Consider the following 17,232-nt stretch of genomic DNA (forward strand, 5'->3'; position numbering starts at 1 on the left):
CGAAGATGATGGAAACTTGGCGGCGTTGGAATTACGCCCGCTTCAGCAACAAGATCGGTTCGAGCGACGATTTCGCGAAGTTCGAGGGGTGGGCGTCCGGTCCCTGGACACCAGCCATCGCGCGAAAGATCCCGACGCCCGAGCTGCTGGCAGGGCCGCCCATGGGCAGCATCGACGCCCAAACGCGGAAGATCATCGACCTCGAAATCACGAGACGCGCGCAACCGGTGAGTCCAATGGTCGCCAACATCATCGCCATTCTCGCGCTGATCGTTTCGGTAATCGCGCTGTTCAAGGACAACTAGGACATGGACTCGCTGCCGGCTCCTGACCACGCACCATGCCGCGGTGACGAGTCCGATGGGGATTAACAAAGGGGATTAGAATTGGAACTGCCTTACTGGTTTGATCTTGGCGCAACGATTGCAAACTTTATCTCCATCATATTCGCGACGATTAGCGCGTACTTTTGGCATGCCGCGTCCGCCTTGCCCTTGCCTTCGGAGGAGCCGCTTCCGGAAGACATCCCAGGTCGGGGTTTGGTCATGCTCAATGATGAGGATCTTTCGGTGCTACAGGCTCAGATCCACGCGATGTTCCGGCGCACGAGCGTAGCCATCGATGTCGTGAACGAAGCAAGCGGTCTGAACGCGAAGGGCGCTAGGTGGGCGATGATGACCGCCGCAGCGTTGGCCGTCGGGTTGGCGTGTACTCTGGCTCTGAGGCTTGTCGGCTGATGCGGGCTGTTCTGCCTTAATTCGGCTGTAGCCGAACACGGGAAAACATCCACAAAGCAATGAACTCATGGAGGAAACCGGCAGGAAGGGGGTGGGAAGCGGTCTGACCGGTTCCGAGCCGACCATCAGCAAAAGCTGACTGGTCGGCGTTCCTAAAAAAAGGCATCACATTCGGATGAAGGCTGCTCCTCTGTGCATCTTCGGCATTTTGGCCGCCTGTCAGAGCGATCCGCCGTCAACTCCCAAGCATTTGTTCAATCTCGAGGTCACAGGCTCTGCTGAATGCTTAGGCGAAGTTATGAGCGAGCTTCTCGACGCTGACGTGGGCCTTGCCCATAGGCCGGTTTGGTCGAAGGGTATCGGCCGAATGGAGGTGGGTCCGATCAATCGGTCTAAACTCCAGACGGTGACCGCCAAGATCAGCGAACGAGGCTGCGCAAAAGACGTGCGAACTCGACCCTGCGGCACTCCGAATTCCGATTTGGAGATTTGCGGCAACGAGAATTCAGGAAGGTCGGCCATCGAGCAAACTAAATGAAGCGGCGAACGTCTGCTCTTAGGGCGGTTCCCGCCGGCCCGCTTTCGGTGCCCGGATGCGAGCGTCGGAACGCCGAGAATGGTTGGTTCGTGGACATAGGTCCCGCTAATTCACTTGACAGCCGCTGGCGCTTCGCAAGCCTCATGTCTCGTCAGGTGACCAGCGAAGCGTGAGCCAAGTTGTGGCGCCTGCTAATAAGCCAAGCAGAAGCACCAGGCGGAAGAAGCCCCACCCGGAGGCTCTTAGCGACAGCCCGGTCGCTAACTCGACCAAGCGGGCTAAAAAAGTAAACACGAGGACGTATGAGAAGAAGACGGCCAGGGGTCGCTTCGAAGGATCTACATACGCCATCAGATGTGCCGCCAAGCGGCTTTCCTAACGGTTTCGTCGAATGTCCGCTAGTGGGGCGCTTCCTGCCGGTCCGCTTTCGCCCGGATGCGAGCGCCGGAACGGCTGAGAATGGATGGGAAGCGGACGGTCCGCTTTGAAGCGCCGTGTTGTCGTTTCCGGTCGTTCGTTCATCCCGATTTCGAAGATCGGGCTCGCCAGCGTCTATCGAGCCCTCAAGAGCGGCAGTCCTGCCTGATAGTCGCTGTAGCCTTGTCGACCGACACCTTGGACCATACGCCATCGCTGACGAGGTGGATGGTGCTCCCTCGCCCTTGAAGCGCACCGGCTTCGCCGCGTGTCCCCTTGGCATACCGCAAACTGCCAAGCTCGCGACTGGACTTGCCGTCGAGCTTCACGAGCGTGATGCGGTTGGCGTCGTCGCTGTAGCCGCCGCCTAGCATCACGATGTCGTCCTTCACGGCGATGGCCTTCGCTCCGGCAACGCTGTTCGACCAAAACACCGGCTTACCGCCGCGGATCCGGGCGATTGGAAGTCCGTATAGAAGCATGCCCATAGGTCGGGGCCGGAGAGCGTCATCGCGTACGAGTCAGCAATCGAGTGGTTCTCGCGAACTCGTTCGTTGAACGACCAGAGAACCCTGCCAGAGGCATCAAACTGGACAATGCCCCCCGATGACACCGGCCAACTTCCGTCCTTATTAGGGCCGCCGAACACGCCCTCGTCGAAATAGCCCACCCAGATCGTGCCATCCGCCGAGCATAGTAGATTTTCGATTCCGTCGCCGAGGATCATCTCGTGCTTCATCCACCCGTCAGCGGCATGGATACGCCCGTTCTTCTCGCCCTCTCCAGCGCGCGATCCGGCCACGAGCCACCTGCCGTCCGCCATCCGGTCAACGATGGGATGCGCCCCCGATGGCACGACCGCTACATCGGTTTCGGCAATCCCGTCGAAGATCGACAGGCGCATGTCGCCATCCCAGACCTTCGGATATTCTCGCGATTGGCCGCCGCCGTTCACGACCTCCCACCAGCGCATATGTTCGGCATGAACATTCTTGCGTGTGCGGATGAGCGCCAGTCGTCCATCAGCCAACGCAGTGTAGCCATAATCGAACCAACCCTCCGGCGTTGCCGGAAGAGGGGTCATCTGCGCTATGGTTTCAAGCTCGATCATCGCCCAACGCTCGCAGTTAGGTACGGCAAGCGCAAGCGTTCACCCGATTACACGTAATCGGAACGGCAGCGCCGCGCTGGGCAGCTTGATGAACTCGCACCACCACTTTCGGCTGCATGGGATCACCCCACAACCCTAGGCTGTTCGGAGGAAGGTCCTCAGGAGCCATCAACGACCGTGCCTTCGGTGATGCCCTTGGCGGTTCGGCTAAGGCGGCAACGACCAGCATGGACGGATATGCCATCATCGCCGGCGTCCAGATTTGCTTCGATCCGCTGATATTCATTCACAGAGATGCCGCATCGGCCGGCGATCTCTTCGTCGATAGTCGGATTGTTCAAGCACGCGGTCAGCGGAAGCGTGAGGCTAGCGAGCACCGTCAGGTTCCTCATCGCTACATGGTGCAGCTGAAACCCGAGCCTGTCCAACGGCAGATAAATCTATCCGATCTCAATCACTCGTCGCGTCGATAGACGCAAACATGTGCAACGCTGCTATTGGATGGTTTGCCGACTGGCGGCTTTCGGTCGCCGCTTATGGAATTTGGACGCTCCATTCGGTAGGTGTCCTGCATGGCCGAACGGGATCGATGGATACTCCACATCAAGGAGCTACGCGCCGCGCACGGCGTCAGCATCCTCGATGCCGAGAGGTTGGCGTTGACGGACCCGCCCTGGCGGCGCTGGGTGGAGCGTCAGATCGCGACCGATGAGAGATGTCGCCGTATGGCGCTCCGTCACATTCGCTACAATGGCGACGCGGCCCTCCTCCGGCTTGAAGGCGACTGTCTCTTCGTCCGCTGACGGGTGGAAAGCAGCCCGACAGCTTTCGAGCAGAAGTTTGCGGTTAGCGACCGTTCCTGCTCGGCCGCATAGCGGTGCAGATAATCGACAAGACGCCGGTCCCAGCTACTACCAACGCAGTTCCGGCAAAGAGTGCAATTGCGTCAATCGCGCCGAATCCAAACTCGTCAGTTGCGGGTGGTCCGTTCATCCACCAGTCGATCGATACCAGAAACAATGCGCCGCAAGACAGGCAAGCCCAAAGGAGTAAACGGTCTGCAAGAGCGCATGCGACGCAGAGAGCGGCCCAGCAGAAGAAAATGCTGAACCCGAACGGCAGAACGGTTCGAGGAATAAAGAACGGGCTGAAGAAGCTAAGGACCGCAACGACGACTGCGAACGTTGCCCCTGATAACTTCAGCGTTGGGTTGAGCATCGCCGCCTCCCATAAAGGGCATATCCTGTCCGAACGGCGGCTATCAGGCAAGGGAGACGGGCTGAAGAACGACAACGACCGGGGCGTTTGTTGCCGGTCCATTCATGAGTCAGGGTTGGGACCCTTAAACAGGATTCACTGGGCGCCGAGATGTGATTCAGCCTTCTGGTTGATCGGGAGGTATGTATGGTGTGTGAGTTTTGAGCATGGGGGCGGCCAGCGCCGCTGCTTCCGAACAAGCCGCGCGGGGTGCCGCACGTTGACGATGGCCGGGTAATCAGCGGTATCGTGCGGCGCTGGAAAAGCTGCTTCAGCCGCGTGCTCTACAAAGGCCGGAACGCGATCGAACGCATTGAAGGACTGCCGCCGGCTCGCCACCCGATACGACCGCCTCGCCGCCGTCTTGGCAGCGTCCATCTCGCCGCTGCCATCCTTTGGTGGTTATGAAGGCCCACCCTGGTCCGACAACGCGGGCGCGCGCGTGAAGCGCCAATAGTCGACATCGACCAGCGATGGCTCCCAGCCGCCCTTGAACAGGAGGTAGAGGTCGCGGGTGCCGGTCGCGCCGGATACGGGCGTGCTTACCTCCCGCCACTGCTTGCCCGTCGCGGCGCCGTCCAGCTGCAACGTGCCGATGACCGGACCGTCGACACGGTCGAGGCGAAGCTCGATCCGCGATTTCGGCAGCGCGTTGGCGACGCTTGCGACGAAGCTGCTCGCACCGGCCTTGCCGAAATCGACGCCGGCGACCTTGATATAGCTGCGGTCGCCGGTGCGGGTCACATAGACGCCGGTTTGCGCGTCGCCGGCCGTCGTTACCCCGGGCGCCCAATCGTACGGGCGATCGCGGTCCCGCTTGATCCGCGACGTCCAGGCGATCGTCTCGGCCTCGACCCGCTGGAACGGGTCAATGGGCTTCAGCTGTTCGATGCCCTTGTCGTCCCACCACGGCTGATTGGGGATGGTGCCGTCGGGATTGTAGCTGATCCGAGTGACGGTGATCGACCGCCGCTCGTGATGGATCGGCGTGATCGCGAAATTGAGCCGATAGTTGAAGCCGAAAAGGTAGGTCGCGCCCTTATAGTCGACGATGCCGGGGTGGTTGCCCGTCGATCCCTGATTGGGATCCATGATCTTGCCCTTGTGCACCCAGGGACCCGTGGGCTTGTCGCTCATCGCATAGCCAATGCCTTCCGGGCAGCACGTCGAGGCGTAGGCCATGTAGTAATGCTTGTTCCGCTTATAGAACCAGGGACCTTCCTGGTAATCGGCCGGCCTGGAATCGACCTTCACGATCGGTCCGGAATAGGAAACCATATCCGGATTGAGCTTCACGTACCAAAGATGCGGATTGCCCCAGTACAGATAGGCCTGTCCATCGTCGTCGACCCACACGGTGGGATCGAAGAAACCGTCCTGAGGCCCCAGCAACGGCTTGCCCAGGGCGTCCCTGAACGGCCCCTCCGGCTTGTCGGCCACGGCGACCGCGATGACGTTCTTGGGCGAGCCGGCAACACTGACCGGCGCATAAAGGTAGAACTTGCCCCCGCGTTCGACCACCTGGGGCGCCCAGGCGTCGTTGTCCTGAACGGCCCAGGGGAAAGTCTTCAGCGAAGCGACGACCCCGCGATCGGTCCAGTTGACCATGTCGGTCGAACTGTAGAGCCGCCAATCGAGCATCTTGAAGCCTTCGGCATCATCCTCGTCGTGACCGGCATAAAGATAGACGATGCCATCGTGCACCAGCGGCGACGGGTCCGCGGTGAAGCGAGTCTGGATGATCGGATTTTCCGCGCCGGCCGTGGCAGACCATGCGATCGCCATCACGCACGCCATCCGAAAACCCGATGAAACCCCGTGACGCATCCGACCGCTCCCTGCCGCAAATCGACTTGCCTATGTCGCGCGATCATCGCCGCTGCAACGCCTGACAGGAGCGAAGGTCGAAATGGACTGACGGCGATCGATTTCTCCAAATCGGCGCGTTCACTTGCGCCGGCATTCGCGCTGAATTCGCGGCGGGACCCCGTATCGTGACGATACCTCACCGCGCGACAACATTTAGCTAATTAGCTAGATATTACCTTGGATATTGTTGAGCAGATACGCTAAATGTATCTGAGAAGTTCAACCGGAGAAAGAGAGCTGCACCATGGGCGAAAATCATCATCGCGAGAGGCCCCGCGCGGACGCGAACGCTCCTGTCGCGAACATCGTCACCTATGTTCCGAAGCCGGGAAAGGAGGCCGAACTGTTGGCGCTCGTCCGGCAACACGAGCCAGCGTTGCGAAAGGTCGGCCTCGTCACGAGCGAGCCGTTCCGGGTGTGGAAGGCCTATGACATCCGCAAGCAGCGCGAGCAGTTCATCGAATATTTCGTGTGGAAGGACAGCAAGGGGAGCGACATCGCTCATCAGACGCCGGAGGTCATGGCGGTATGGGAGCCGATGGGCCCGGTCCTCGAAGAACTGACGATCTGCGAAGTGGAGCTGCTTTGACCGATGACGCCGGCGAGAAATTGGCGGCGCTGGATGCCGTTATCACGGGGCTGGCGCATCCGGCGCGACGACAGATTCTTCTGACGATCCATTTTCGAGGCGAGGCGACGGCAGGCGAAATCGCCGGTCGTTTCGCCCATAAATGGCCGACGACGACCCGTCACTTGCGCGTTCTCGAAGACGCCGGTCTCGTACGACACGAGCGACGCGGGCGGACTCGCGTATACGCCGTTGATAAGGCGCGGCTTGCGCTCGTCAGCGAGTGGCTAAGTTGGTTCTCTGTTTCTTCAGAATCCAATGGATCACCCGACAGGTCCGGCGGCGATCACAATGAAGACCACCGCCTTGAAACAGAGCGAGGGGCACGCGGGTGAGCATCCTCCTGCGCCGGGCGTCGCGACATGTCAGGTGGCAGTCTCAGGTTTGTACGGACGCACCAGCAGCGCCGACAATTTTCCATTCTTCGTTGAATCTTGTGAGAGTCGTTTTGTGAGGTGAGGATGAGCAAGCATGTTCTTTGCGCAGCGGCATTAGCGTTTATTGCCGTCGCCGCCGCGCCGACGGTTGAAATCGCTTCAGCGCAAGGGGCGGGCCCCGGCGCCGCCATGTCGCGCGCGGATGCGACAGGGATCATTCGCGAGCTGCGCCGCATCGTGACGCCGAACGGGATCGAGCGCGCCGAAACCATCCGCATCGGCGGCATCGACCAGTTCGTGACCATACGCGGAACGGACCGGCGAAATCCGGTGTTGCTCATCCTCCATGGAGGCCCGGGCTTCCCCGAGGCGGCACTGGCCTGGTGGAACACCCGCGCGCTCGAGGAATATTTCGTCGTCGTCCACTGGGATCAGCGCGGCTCCGGCAAGACCCATCTCATCAACGATCCGCAGGCGGTCGCCCCGACCATGGATCCCGAGCACTTTATCGACGACACCGAAGAGCTGGTCGGCTGGCTCCGCCGCGAGCTCGACAAGAAGAAGGTGTTCGTGCTCGGGCACTCCTGGGGCAGCTACATCGGGCTTGAGTTCGCGGTGCGGAGACCTGAATGGCTGCACGCCTATATCGGCACGGGCCAAGCCACGAACACGCCCGAGAGCGAGCGGAGGGGCTGGGCGTTCGCGCTCGCCGAGGCGCGCCGAACCGGCAACGCCCAGGCCATCGAAGAGCTCATGTCGATTGCCCCTTACGCCGTTTCTGGCGCGCCGATCCCGCTCGATGACATCATGATCGAGCGCAGATGGTCCGACTATTTCGGCGGCGTGATGGCCTATCGCACGGGCCAGAGCGACGGCATCGCCGCGCGCCTTTCGCCCGATTACACCGATGCGGAAGCGGCGCGCGTCTTCGAGGGCAACGGCTATTCCCAGAATTTCCTTTTCAGCAATGTCGTAACCCTCGATCTCTCGCGCATCCGGCGGCTGCGTTGTCCGCTCATCCTGCTCGAAGGCCGCCACGACCGGACCGTCAACTCGGATGTCGCCTATGAATGGTTCCAACGGGTGAGGGCTCCGGAAAAGCATTTCGTCTGGTTCGAGCACTCCGCGCATGAAGTGATGTCGGAAGAGCCCGGCAGAGTTCTCATCTCGCTTGTGCGCTATGCGCGCCCAATTGCCGAGCGCGCAGGCGACGCCGCGCCCTGAACGGTCTTTCTACCGGGACCAACCATGACGACCTCGATGCCGCGGCGGATGTGGCCGGGTAGCAGACATAAGGCTCCGATATTCGCCGCCGGCCATGCGCCGCGCGTCCGCGACCAAGCGCCGGACGCGTGACCGCAGCGAATCCGAGGCGCCGGACCAACCGGCGGCAATCCGCTCCTCGCCGAACAGGGCGGCACCGATCTCGCGGTGACTCGCGCCATCGGCGAGCGCGTCATGGACGCGCAGCAGCAAGACCCATCGCTCGACCCGTCCGTCACGCGGGAACAGAGAGGCGGAGAAGCGGCGGTGGCAATAGAGGTGCAGGAAGCGGCGCAGCGTCAGGATGGCCGGATCGAGGCCGACGATGCCGGCCAGGCGATAACGCAGCAGGACCGGCCGATTGGAATTGAGCGTGCCCGCGTCGATCTCGAGGCGGATGTGGTGCAGCCCGTCGGAAAGGACGGCATGCTCGTTGCCGTCGGAGTCCGGCACGGCGGTGAGCCAGTGCCGCAGCAGCATCGGCTCGACCCGTTCGGGGTCGTCACGGGCGGTCGGCACCGCTTCGACATGGAGGACGCCAGGATCGAGTTCGGCACGCCAAATCAGCCGGGCCTCCGGTGCCGCGACATCCGGACGCTCGGCGAAAGTGAAGCCCCCATTGGATCGGATCATTGTCGGGATGCAGCTCGCTCGACGGTGCGTCCGTCGCGCTCGTGCGAGCATACCAAGAGACATAGCGTGGGTCGCGCCGCAGCCACTCCCACATGATGCCCGCGCGATCGATGTCGAGCAGCCGCCGATAGCCGCGCTCGTTTCGCCAGTCCTCTCGCGGTCCCGAATAGCCCATCAGGCGCTATCGGACCCCCGCGGCCACCTTAAAGGCAGGTTGCGCGTTGAAACGCATCGTTCTCGCGACGAAGTTCTCAATCCTTGCCTAGAAGGCATGGAACCAGCGCCATATTTCTCGACAAGGTATACTGCTGAGCGTCGGGGTGAGAGCTCGCCGGTCAGTCCAACGTCAATCGAAAGGACGATCGACGGGCACAGGCCGGCTTGAGACGCTGCCCTCGGTCGTGAGTGCGGCCGATGGTATTGTTTCCGATTGTCCAGGAGTTCATTCTTGGTGCTGAGAGCACCCAATCGCTCCAAGACTTGAACACGCTTCTCTCTTTCGTCACGTCCGAGCTGGGCTTCCACTATTTCGCACTGACCCACCACGTGGATATTCTGAACGGGGAAACACGGGCGATCCGGCTCCACAACTATCCCGAGGAGTGGGCCGAATATTTCGACCGGAACGCGCTCGGCATCTCCGATCCGGTTCACCGCGCCAGCCACGTCACCGGGGCCGGGTTCCCCTGGTCGAAGCTTCCGCTGCTGATCGCGATGACTCCCACCGACCGGAAGATCATCGAGCTGGCGGCGGGGCATGGGATCGGCGAGGGCTTCACGGTGCCGGCGAATGTTCCCGGCGAGTCCAACGGTTCGGTTTCGTTCGCGATGCGGGCTGGCGAGCCGCTTCCCGAAGCTACGCTCCCCGCAGCCCAACTCATCGGCACCTTCGCGTTCGAGGGCGCGCGACGCATCTGGCGCATGCGCGCTCCGCCAATCGAGCTGCCGTTGCTCACCGACCGCCAGCGCGACTGCCTGCTGTGGGTGGCCCGCGGCAAATCCGATTGGGAAGTGAGCCGCATCCTGGGCATCAGCGAAGAAACCGTGGTGCGGCATGTCAAGCAGGCTCGTGAACGCTACGGGGTGCAGAAACGGACATCGCTACTCATGCTCGCCCTCATGGACGGAACGCTCAGCTTGGCCGATGTCGTGAAGCGCTGATATGCCCATTTCTGGGAATGGCGAGCCCCGGCGCGCCGATCGACTTTGGGCCTCCAGTCAAAGGAGGACCGGGTCATGCTTCACATTCTTCGCTATTCGGCCGACTGGCCGAACGACAGCCGACTGCGCGCGATGTATGCTGCGCGCAAGCGCGTGTTCGTCGATCTGCTCAAATGGAACGTGCCGGTGGTCTCAGGCCGGTTCGAGGTCGATCAGTTCGACGGTCCCGGCGCTGTCTATCTGCTGCTGACCGATTTGGCCGGCGCGCATCTTGCCTCGGCGCGGCTGCTGCCCGCGACCGCGCCTCATATCCTCGACACGCTGTTCCCGCACCTGTGCGAGGCGCCGATGCCCAAGGGGCCGACGGTGTTCGAGATTACTCGCTTCTGCCTCGACCGCTCCGTGCGCGGCTCGGCGCGGCTCGAGGTCCGCAACCGGCTCGTCAGCGCGATCGCCGACCACGGCGTGCGCGAAGGGATCGAGACCTATACCGGCGTCGCCGAAATGGCGTGGCTCCAGCAGATCCTCGCATTCGGCTGGCGATGCCGCCCGCTCGGCCTGCCGGTCGCCGACGGCCGGTCGATGCTCGGCGCGCTGGCGATCGAGATCGACGCCGCGACGCCTACGCTCTTGGCGGAGGCTGGCGTCTATCGCCCTCGCTACCTGCCGGGGGAGCACCGCCATGCCGCGTGAGATGCTACAACCGCGTCCGCTCGCGACGGCGGACGGCCTGGCCGACGCGCTCCTGAGCGACGGCTACGTCATCGTGCGCGCCACAGTGCCGGAGGCCGAGGTGGAGGCGATCGACGCCGAGCTGGCGAGCGCGTTCGACGAGACGCCATTTTGCGAAGGCGGTTTCTACGGCGCGCGGACCAAGCGGTTCGGCCGCCTGCTGGCGCGGACCGACCGTGCCGCGCGGTTCGTGCAGCACGCCCAGATTCTCGGCGCCGCCGAGCGGGTCCTGTCGTCCTATTGCGACACAATTCAGCTCAATCTCACCCAGGCGATCGCGCTCCACCCCGGCGCGCTTCCGCAATTCCCGCATCGTGATCAGGATATGTGGTGCGGCGAGACCGGCCGCATCGAATATCTGGTGAACGTCATGTGGCCGTTCACCGACTATAGCGCGGACAACGGCGCGACTCTGGTCTGGCCCGGGAGCCATGGCGAAAACTGCCATCAAGGCGAGCCCGGCCAGGCACCGATCGTCGCCGAGATGCGTCCGGGCGACGCGCTCCTGTTTCTGGGCTCGACCTTGCACGGCGCGGGCGGCAACCGCACCAACGCCGTGCGGCGCGGCATGATCGTCAGCTACTGTCTGGGCTGGCTCAAGCCCTATGAGAACCAGTGGCTGGCCTATCCGCCCGAGGTCGCGCGGCGCTTCCCGCCCGAGCTGGCCGGCCTCGTCGGCTATCGCCAGCACCGGCCCAATCTCGGCAACTATGAAGGGCGATGCCCTTCGATCCTGCTCGGCGCGCCACCGGAGGGTCCGATCGGCGCGATAGACGCGCTCCGTCCCGACCAGGCGGAAGGCGTTGCCGCCTATGTCGCGAGCCAGTCGCAATGAACTCGGGAACGACCACCGAACGTGTGTACGAAGCCCTCAAGCTGACCATCATGCGCCGGGGAATCCGCCCCGGCGCGCGGCTCGATCCCGCGGTGCTGGCGGCCGAGCTGGGGAGCAGCGTCACGCCGGTGCGCGAGGCGCTGCACATCCTCGAAGGCGAGGCTTTGGTCGAGACGCGGCATGGCGGGGGCTTCTGGCTCCCGCATGTCGACGAACCCGGCCTGCGCGATCTCTACGCCTGGTCCTGCGACATTCTGCTGCTCGCGGTGCGCCGCATGGATGCGGCCGACGGCTCCGCTAGCCTTGCCGCACCGTTGGATGATCCGGCCGACCATGCCGCGCGGCTGTTCCTGCGCGTCGCCCGGCTTTCGGCGAACGCCGAACACCACCGCGCGATGGCAGCGGCCAACGATCGGCTTCACGCGGCGCGCACCGTCGAGCCGATGGTGATTGCTGGCATTCCCGATGAGCTGTCGGCGATCGGCGCCGCGCTGGACGGCCGGGACACCGCAGCGCTTCGTCGGCTTGTCGTTGCCTATCATCGGCGACGGCAGAGACTCGCCGCCGAGATCCTCCGCCGGCTGTATCGCGAAGAGCAAGGCGCCGGCGCGATATAATCGGCATATAGGATTCGTATAAAGTTCGGATAACCGAGTGCCGCGATTATCCTCTTGCCGCTGCAATCGGGCAGCAAAGGAGGACTGATCATGGACCGCGAACTGAGCGAAGACATCATCGACCTCGGCGAGGCGAGCACCGAGACCAAGGGGCCGTTCGGCGCCCGTCCGGACGAAACGCTCGGCCAGATCGTCGGCGGCCTGTCCGACGACTGAAGGTTTCGGCGTGCGGTCGTGCTGACCGCACGCCGAATTCTCCGCTCGCAGTCATGGGCTTCGCCCTTCGCTCCGGTCTGTCCTATTGCCATGTCGCCGGCCGAACGGTCTTTCTCGATCTGGAGAACGATCGCTTCTTCTGCCTCGGCGAGGCCGCGCAGCAGACGATTGCCGCGCTGGAGGCATCGGCCTCATGCTCGAACGGTGTCGCGGAGGCGGCCGCCAGGCTCGCCGGCAAGGGGCTGCTGTTCGAGCGTCCCGGCGCGAACGCCATCGCGCCCTGTGTGCCGCCGCAGGCTGCGCAATCCTCGCTGCTCGATCGCGAGCTATCCCCGCCGCGATGGCGCATCGCGCAGGCGATGGCCGGACTGGTCAGCGCGCGGTCGGCGTTGAAGCTGCTCGGGCTCCGGCGCGTCGTGAGGCGATTGGAGCGCCGCAAGCAAGCACCGTCCGCGCCGGCCGATCCGCAGCTTGTCGACGACACCGGCGCCGCCTTCCACCACGCGGCGCTGGTCATGACTCCGCTCGATCAATGCGTCCCGCGATCGCTGGCGCTGGCAAGCGGGCTGGTCGGGCGGGGCGCGCGGCCGGAGATGGTGATCGGGGTGAGGCTGCACCCCTTCGCCGCCCACGCCTGGGTGCAGCTCGGAACCGATCTCCTCAACGAGCGACCGGACGTGGTGCGCGAATTCACGCCCGTCCGGGTGATCTGATGGCGTGCCGCTATCTCGCGCTGGTTGCCCACGAGGCGCCGGCCATCGCCCGGATGCGCCGCGCCGCCGCGTCGGTCGCGGCGCGGTTTCCCGAGCTGGTGCGCGTGCGCGAGTCCTCTGGGCTGTCGATCCTTGCCGATGCAGTGCCGGCGCCGTTGCTCGATCCGGCGCAGGGCATCATCCTCGGCCGGGTCTTTACGATGGGGCATCGCGGGGCGCTCGACACCTTACGGCAAGGTGCTTCCGCCCGCATCGCCGCATCAGGCGGCCAACATCTCGTTGATGATTTCTGGGGCGGCTATGTCGCGATCCTGGCGCCTGACGACGCGCGCCAAGCCGCGGTCGTCCGCGCCCCGCTCGGCGACCTGCCATGCTATCATGCCCAAGCCGGCGGCATCACGATCATGGCCTCTGATATGGCGTTGCTCCTGGCGTCGGGACTGATCGACCCCGCCATTGCCTGGCCGGCGCTCGCGCGTCAGCTCCTTGCCGGCGACCTGCGGCTTTCAGAGACGTGCCTGGAGGGCGTGCGCGAGCTGCGCGGCGGCGACCGCCTGACGATCGGTCCCGATGGCGCCAAGCTGGATACGCTGTGGTTGCCCTGGACCTTCGCCGCGCGTCCGATCGCCGACCGGGCCGAGGCGGTGCGACGCGTGCGCGATGCGGTCCATGCGAGCGTCGCTGCGCGCAGCGCAGACGTGGGCCGGGTGCTGCTCAAGCTCTCCGGCGGGCTTGACTCCTCGATCGTCGCCGCCGCGCTCCGCCATGCCGGCGTCCCGTTCTCGTGCCTGACGCTGGTCACGGAGGCGGCCACCGGCGACGAACGGTCCTATGCCGGCCAGGTCGCCGCGCATCTAGGCTTGGATCTGATCGAAGCCTATCGGGATGCGTCGGCAGTCGATCCGCTGCGCTCGGCCGCGGCGCATCTTCCCAGGCCCTCGGCGCGCTCGTTCGTCCAGGAGAGCGAGCGCGCGTGCCGCACCGCCGCAGCCCGAATAGATGCGAACCTCCTCATAGACGGCGGCGGCGGCGACAATGTGTTCAACGCGCTTCAATCGGTGGCGCCCGTCGCCGACTGCCTGCTGACCAGCGAGCCGGACGCGCGGTTCTGGCGCTGCGCTGGCGACATGGCCCGCCTCGCGGAAACGAGCGTCCTCAAGGTTGCGCGGCGCGCTGCCGATCGCGCCTGGCGTCGCGGTCCGGCCTATCGATGGCCGATAGATCGGCGCTTCCTTTCGCATAACGCGCAGCGCGAGGCGGGCGCGGCGGTGGCGCATCCCTGGCTCGCACCGCCTAAGGGCGCACTACCGGGCCGCGCCGCCCATATCGCGCTGATCGTCGCCGGGCAGAGCTATGTCGAAGCGCTCGACCCGGAGGCCGCTCCGCCGGCCGCGGCGCCACTCCTGGCGCAGCCGGTGGTGGAGACCTGCCTGCGGGTGCCGAGCTGGCTATGGTTCGAGAACGGCTGCAACCGCGCCGTCGCTCGCCGGGCGTTCGCCGACGCGCTGCCGGCCGAGATCGTCTGGCGGCGATCGAAGGGCACGCCCGAAAGCTTCATGGCGCAAATCTACGAGCGCGATCGAAGCGCGATCCGCGAAGCATTGCTCGACGGTGCGCTAAGCGCCGCCAGCCTGCTCGATCGCGCGGCGCTTGCAGCCGAGCTCGACGATCCCCGACCGGTTCGCGGGATCGCATTCATTCGTGTCCTCCAATTGGTCGACGCAGAGGCATGGGCGCGAGCCTGGATCGAACGCGCGCAGAAGGTCGTCCATCGGCAGCACTCAGAATTGGTGGTTAGATCGTAGCCTCACAAACCAAACGGCAGGGAATGGTGGTTTCCTGTCTTACCGGTTTTTGGGCGATGAGGCGGGGATAGCGGACAATCGAGTACTGATCGCGATCGGCGGCAACGCGCCCCCATCTCGGTCGTCAGCGCGGGTAGCGGCGATCCTAAAGGCAGCCACCCAGTCAGATCTGACGTATGCATTACCGCCTCCGTCGCCGCTTCAGCAGCAGACTTATTGAGGACTTTGCCCCACCTCGGTAATGGGCGTGCCGAATGTCTCAGCGGTGCCGTCTTCAACAGCCCCATCTTCGACGTCATCGACGATTGAAGCAGTCGCCGAGCTACGTAGTGCCTGAACGCGAGGATCGTCAGGCGCACCGTCGGCAACAGCGTCCATGAAGTCCTCCCACTGAGCGCGAGCGCTGGCCAGGAGCGACCTCCACTCCTGGCAGAACATGTCGTCCCGACCCAAGCTCTCGATCTCAAGCATGATGTCAGGACGCTTGCTGAGGTTGTCCGCGACCAGCAGCCCAGTCACTTGGCGGATCGCGAGCTGCGTGTTGCCAGCAAGACGTGCCCGTAGAATCTGGATATATTGGCGGAAGCGGTTGAGGTGATCTCGATCGACGGTGAGGCCCGGCCTCATGAACTCGACGACAAGCAACTGGTCACCGGACCGTAGCACCAAATCCATGCGCCCTGTCCAGTCCGGGTCCCGGTCAATCTGCGACTGCTCTAGCGCCTCAGCCACGAATGTGTTGAGGCTGGTCTCAATCCTGAAGGTCTCCCACTTCGGTCCGATCAGCCATGGGTTGCCGGCGATGAAATCGCGCACGGCGTTCTCGAGCTCGCGGTCGACTATGCGCCTCTCCAGCCCTCGGATGATCCCGACGCGCGTATCAACGATCTCGGCCATATGCAGGGCGCCTATCACGTGGGCTTCGGCCAGGAGGTGGATCAGCGCGCCCTCCTCAAGTTGATCCATGCGCGATATGTCGTCGATCAAGCCGTGCAGCCGACCGCCTTCCCAGGCCGTGAGCACCGCGCCAGCGAGGTTTCCGAACTGGGCGTCGTCGATGGCCTCCACCTGGGCTATGCGCACAAGCGCCTTGCGGATGGTGTCGCGTTCTGAAGGGGGGAGCCTATTCAGACGATCCGAGAAGGGTTCCACCCTCGCGTCCAGGCGACTGACCTTGTCGCGTGCGCGCCGATCCTTCCAGATGACCAACAACTGCTTCAGGCGCTCCTGTCCCCAGGCGAGTAGGGCTGCCGCGTCCTGCTCCTCCCAGTTTATCCGCTGGCGCTCGGTGGTGATCACATCCTCCGACAGACGATCGAGGTAGTCGGCCTCGACCTTCCCTGTCAGGTATTGCTGGCCATGCTGGCCCCCAAGGCCACCGGAAAGGTTGAAGAAGAACGGGTTCTGCGCGATCTTCACACCGCAGAACACCGAGACTCCGCGAAACTCCTCGGCGCCTATCGGGGTGTTCGAGAACCGGATCCGCCAGCGAACTGTGTTGCCGTCCGGGAGGGTCTCCGTGCCCCACCCGCCGCTGACGGTCATGCCGTCGGGACGCTCACCGTCCTCGTAGTCGCTGGGAAAATCAAACTGGACCGGGAAGGGCTCGACATCCTCCGGGAGCGGAAAGCCGTTTACGGTCACGACGAAGTCGGCCGCTTGGCTCGCCAGATTGAACCGGCGGGCCATGTGCTTGGCGAACGCCTCCGCGCCGCGCACCGTGCGCAGCTTGAGTTGCCGCAGCCGGATCGTCGTTCCCTGCTGCGCAGTCCTCGTCGGATCGGCGTCATCATGATCGATCATGGTCACCGGGCGCGGCGTGACGTCGACATAGGAATCCGAACGGAGCTCCCTGATGTCCAGCTCGAAGACGGTCCGCTCCCCGGTGACCCCGCTGACCGTCTCCACGTGCATGACGTCGGCGATGCCGAAGCCAGCGAACTTCCCGATGCCCTTGCGGCCAAGCACAGGACGCCCAGACGGCGATACGGCCGCCCCGGCAGCGCGCCTATTGCGCCCGACGTTCAGATAAAAGTTCTGGCACTCCTCAAGCGTCATGCCGACCCCATTGTCCTCGACGATGAGCTCCACGGCGCCGTCTAGGCGGTCCGGCAGAGTGACGGTCACAACTTTGGCGTCCGCGTCCCAAGCATTGGCGATCAGTTCCGCCACCGCCGCCACCGGACTCTGGTACATCTGAATGCCAAGCGAATCGAGGATCCGGCCGTGGAAGCGAAGGAAGAGTTGTGGTTCGGCACTGGTGGCCATTCGTTCGACCTCGGGTGGCGCACCTATTCCGGCGCAGGACGGGCTGAATCAGGAC

General features: G+C 63.8%; 20 protein-coding genes and 2 pseudogenes. 15 read left to right on the forward strand and 7 right to left on the reverse strand.

Going from position 1 to position 17,232, the window contains the following annotated elements; translation table 11 throughout:
* The first annotated feature begins 5 nt into the window (after positions 1-5).
* Together ACMGER_RS17705 and ACMGER_RS17710 are read left to right on the forward strand one after the other, a co-directional pair.
* Entirely contained in the window at positions 6-305 is a 300-nt protein-coding gene (locus tag ACMGER_RS17705; protein WP_436813476.1) for a hypothetical protein, read from the forward strand.
* Between the two features lie 81 nt (positions 306-386).
* Positions 387-737, forward strand: coding sequence for a hypothetical protein (locus ACMGER_RS17710; RefSeq protein WP_436813477.1), 351 nt, complete (start codon positions 387-389; stop codon positions 735-737).
* A 1,101-nt stretch (positions 738-1,838) separates the two neighbouring features.
* On the opposite strand, the gene ACMGER_RS17715 is transcribed toward ACMGER_RS17710, so the two are convergent.
* The 3 genes from ACMGER_RS17715 to ACMGER_RS17725 form a co-directional block, all read right to left on the reverse strand.
* Complete coding sequence (locus ACMGER_RS17715) at positions 1,839-2,084, reverse strand: hypothetical protein (RefSeq protein WP_436813478.1); 246 nt, start codon at positions 2,082-2,084, stop codon at positions 1,839-1,841.
* On the reverse strand, positions 2,081-2,803 hold the full coding sequence (locus ACMGER_RS17720; protein ID WP_436813479.1) for a hypothetical protein: 723 nt from the start codon (positions 2,801-2,803) through the stop codon (positions 2,081-2,083). The genes ACMGER_RS17715 and ACMGER_RS17720 overlap by 4 nt, the downstream gene beginning before the upstream one ends.
* 158 nt (positions 2,804-2,961) lie before the next feature.
* On the reverse strand, positions 2,962-3,195 hold the full coding sequence (locus ACMGER_RS17725) for a putative periplasmic lipoprotein (RefSeq protein WP_436813480.1): 234 nt from the start codon (positions 3,193-3,195) through the stop codon (positions 2,962-2,964).
* Positions 3,196-3,375: 180 nt separating this feature from the next.
* Here ACMGER_RS17725 and ACMGER_RS17730 point away from each other — a divergent pair, with 180 nt between their 5' ends.
* The 3 genes and pseudogenes from ACMGER_RS17730 to ACMGER_RS17740 all read left to right on the forward strand — a co-directional run.
* The gene (locus ACMGER_RS17730) at positions 3,376-3,606 is read left to right on the forward strand and encodes a hypothetical protein (protein ID WP_436813481.1); all 231 of its coding nucleotides are present in this window, start codon (positions 3,376-3,378) and stop codon (positions 3,604-3,606) included.
* 640 nt (positions 3,607-4,246) lie between these two features.
* A pseudogene (locus ACMGER_RS17735) lies at positions 4,247-4,327 on the forward strand (IS5/IS1182 family transposase); the annotation flags it as partial.
* A pseudogene (locus ACMGER_RS17740) lies at positions 4,313-4,517 on the forward strand (hypothetical protein); the annotation flags it as partial. The pseudogenes ACMGER_RS17735 and ACMGER_RS17740, both read left to right, overlap by 15 nt.
* Here ACMGER_RS17740 and ACMGER_RS17745 read toward each other — a convergent pair.
* Complete coding sequence (locus ACMGER_RS17745; RefSeq protein WP_436813482.1) at positions 4,463-5,845, reverse strand: glycoside hydrolase family 43 protein; 1,383 nt, start codon at positions 5,843-5,845, stop codon at positions 4,463-4,465. The pseudogene ACMGER_RS17740 and the gene ACMGER_RS17745 sit on opposite strands and share 55 nt — an antisense overlap.
* A gap of 328 nt (positions 5,846-6,173) precedes the next feature.
* Between ACMGER_RS17745 and ACMGER_RS17750 the strand changes: the two genes are divergently transcribed.
* The 3 genes from ACMGER_RS17750 to ACMGER_RS17760 all read left to right on the forward strand — a co-directional run bounded on the left by ACMGER_RS17750 (position 6,174) and on the right by ACMGER_RS17760 (position 8,158).
* Positions 6,174-6,518 (forward strand): hypothetical protein, encoded by a 345-nt coding sequence (locus ACMGER_RS17750; RefSeq protein WP_436813483.1) that lies wholly within the window; start codon positions 6,174-6,176, stop codon positions 6,516-6,518.
* Positions 6,515-6,892 carry an ArsR/SmtB family transcription factor gene (locus ACMGER_RS17755; protein WP_436813484.1) on the forward strand — a complete coding sequence of 126 codons (378 nt, stop codon included), beginning with the start codon at positions 6,515-6,517 and terminating at the stop codon, positions 6,890-6,892. Before ACMGER_RS17750 ends, ACMGER_RS17755 begins: the two co-directional genes overlap by 4 nt.
* A gap of 126 nt (positions 6,893-7,018) precedes the next feature.
* Positions 7,019-8,158, forward strand: a complete 1,140-nt coding sequence (locus ACMGER_RS17760; protein WP_436813485.1) for an alpha/beta fold hydrolase — start codon at positions 7,019-7,021, stop codon at positions 8,156-8,158.
* Positions 8,159-8,167: 9 nt separating this feature from the next.
* On the opposite strand, the gene ACMGER_RS17765 is transcribed toward ACMGER_RS17760, so the two are convergent.
* On the reverse strand, positions 8,168-8,677 hold the full coding sequence (locus ACMGER_RS17765) for a DNA -binding domain-containing protein (RefSeq protein WP_436813569.1): 510 nt from the start codon (positions 8,675-8,677) through the stop codon (positions 8,168-8,170).
* 22 nt (positions 8,678-8,699) lie between these two features.
* Entirely contained in the window at positions 8,700-9,005 is a 306-nt protein-coding gene (locus tag ACMGER_RS17770; RefSeq protein ID WP_436813486.1) for a transcriptional regulator domain-containing protein, read from the reverse strand.
* A gap of 239 nt (positions 9,006-9,244) precedes the next feature.
* Here ACMGER_RS17770 and ACMGER_RS17775 point away from each other — a divergent pair, with 239 nt between their 5' ends.
* The 7 genes from ACMGER_RS17775 to ACMGER_RS17805 all read left to right on the forward strand — a co-directional run bounded on the left by ACMGER_RS17775 (position 9,245) and on the right by ACMGER_RS17805 (position 14,909).
* On the forward strand, positions 9,245-9,991 hold the full coding sequence (locus ACMGER_RS17775; protein ID WP_436813487.1) for a LuxR family transcriptional regulator: 747 nt from the start codon (positions 9,245-9,247) through the stop codon (positions 9,989-9,991).
* A gap of 75 nt (positions 9,992-10,066) precedes the next feature.
* Entirely contained in the window at positions 10,067-10,684 is a 618-nt protein-coding gene (locus ACMGER_RS17780) for an acyl-homoserine-lactone synthase (RefSeq protein ID WP_436813488.1), read from the forward strand.
* Between the two features lies 1 nt (position 10,685).
* Positions 10,686-11,558: a phytanoyl-CoA dioxygenase family protein gene (locus tag ACMGER_RS17785; RefSeq protein WP_436813489.1), complete on the forward strand. Its 873-nt coding sequence runs from the start codon at positions 10,686-10,688 to the stop codon at positions 11,556-11,558.
* A complete protein-coding gene (locus tag ACMGER_RS17790) occupies positions 11,555-12,175 on the forward strand; it encodes a GntR family transcriptional regulator (RefSeq protein WP_436813490.1) in 621 nt (206 codons plus the stop codon). The genes ACMGER_RS17785 and ACMGER_RS17790 overlap by 4 nt, the downstream gene beginning before the upstream one ends.
* Positions 12,176-12,265: 90 nt before the next feature.
* Positions 12,266-12,391, forward strand: a complete 126-nt coding sequence (locus ACMGER_RS17795) for a benenodin family lasso peptide (protein ID WP_436813491.1) — start codon at positions 12,266-12,268, stop codon at positions 12,389-12,391.
* A gap of 53 nt (positions 12,392-12,444) precedes the next feature.
* A complete protein-coding gene (locus tag ACMGER_RS17800) occupies positions 12,445-13,104 on the forward strand; it encodes a lasso peptide biosynthesis B2 protein (protein WP_436813492.1) in 660 nt (219 codons plus the stop codon).
* On the forward strand, positions 13,104-14,909 hold the full coding sequence (locus ACMGER_RS17805) for an asparagine synthase-related protein (RefSeq protein ID WP_436813493.1): 1,806 nt from the start codon (positions 13,104-13,106) through the stop codon (positions 14,907-14,909). Before ACMGER_RS17800 ends, ACMGER_RS17805 begins: the two co-directional genes overlap by 1 nt.
* Before the next feature lie 213 nt (positions 14,910-15,122).
* Here ACMGER_RS17805 and ACMGER_RS17810 read toward each other — a convergent pair whose 3' ends face one another.
* Entirely contained in the window at positions 15,123-17,177 is a 2,055-nt protein-coding gene (locus ACMGER_RS17810) for an ATP-binding protein (RefSeq protein WP_436813494.1), read from the reverse strand.
* Positions 17,178-17,232 lie beyond the last annotated feature (55 nt).

This window comes from Sphingomonas astragali (assembly GCF_051400615.1).
GTDB lineage: Bacteria > Pseudomonadota > Alphaproteobacteria > Sphingomonadales > Sphingomonadaceae > Sphingomonas.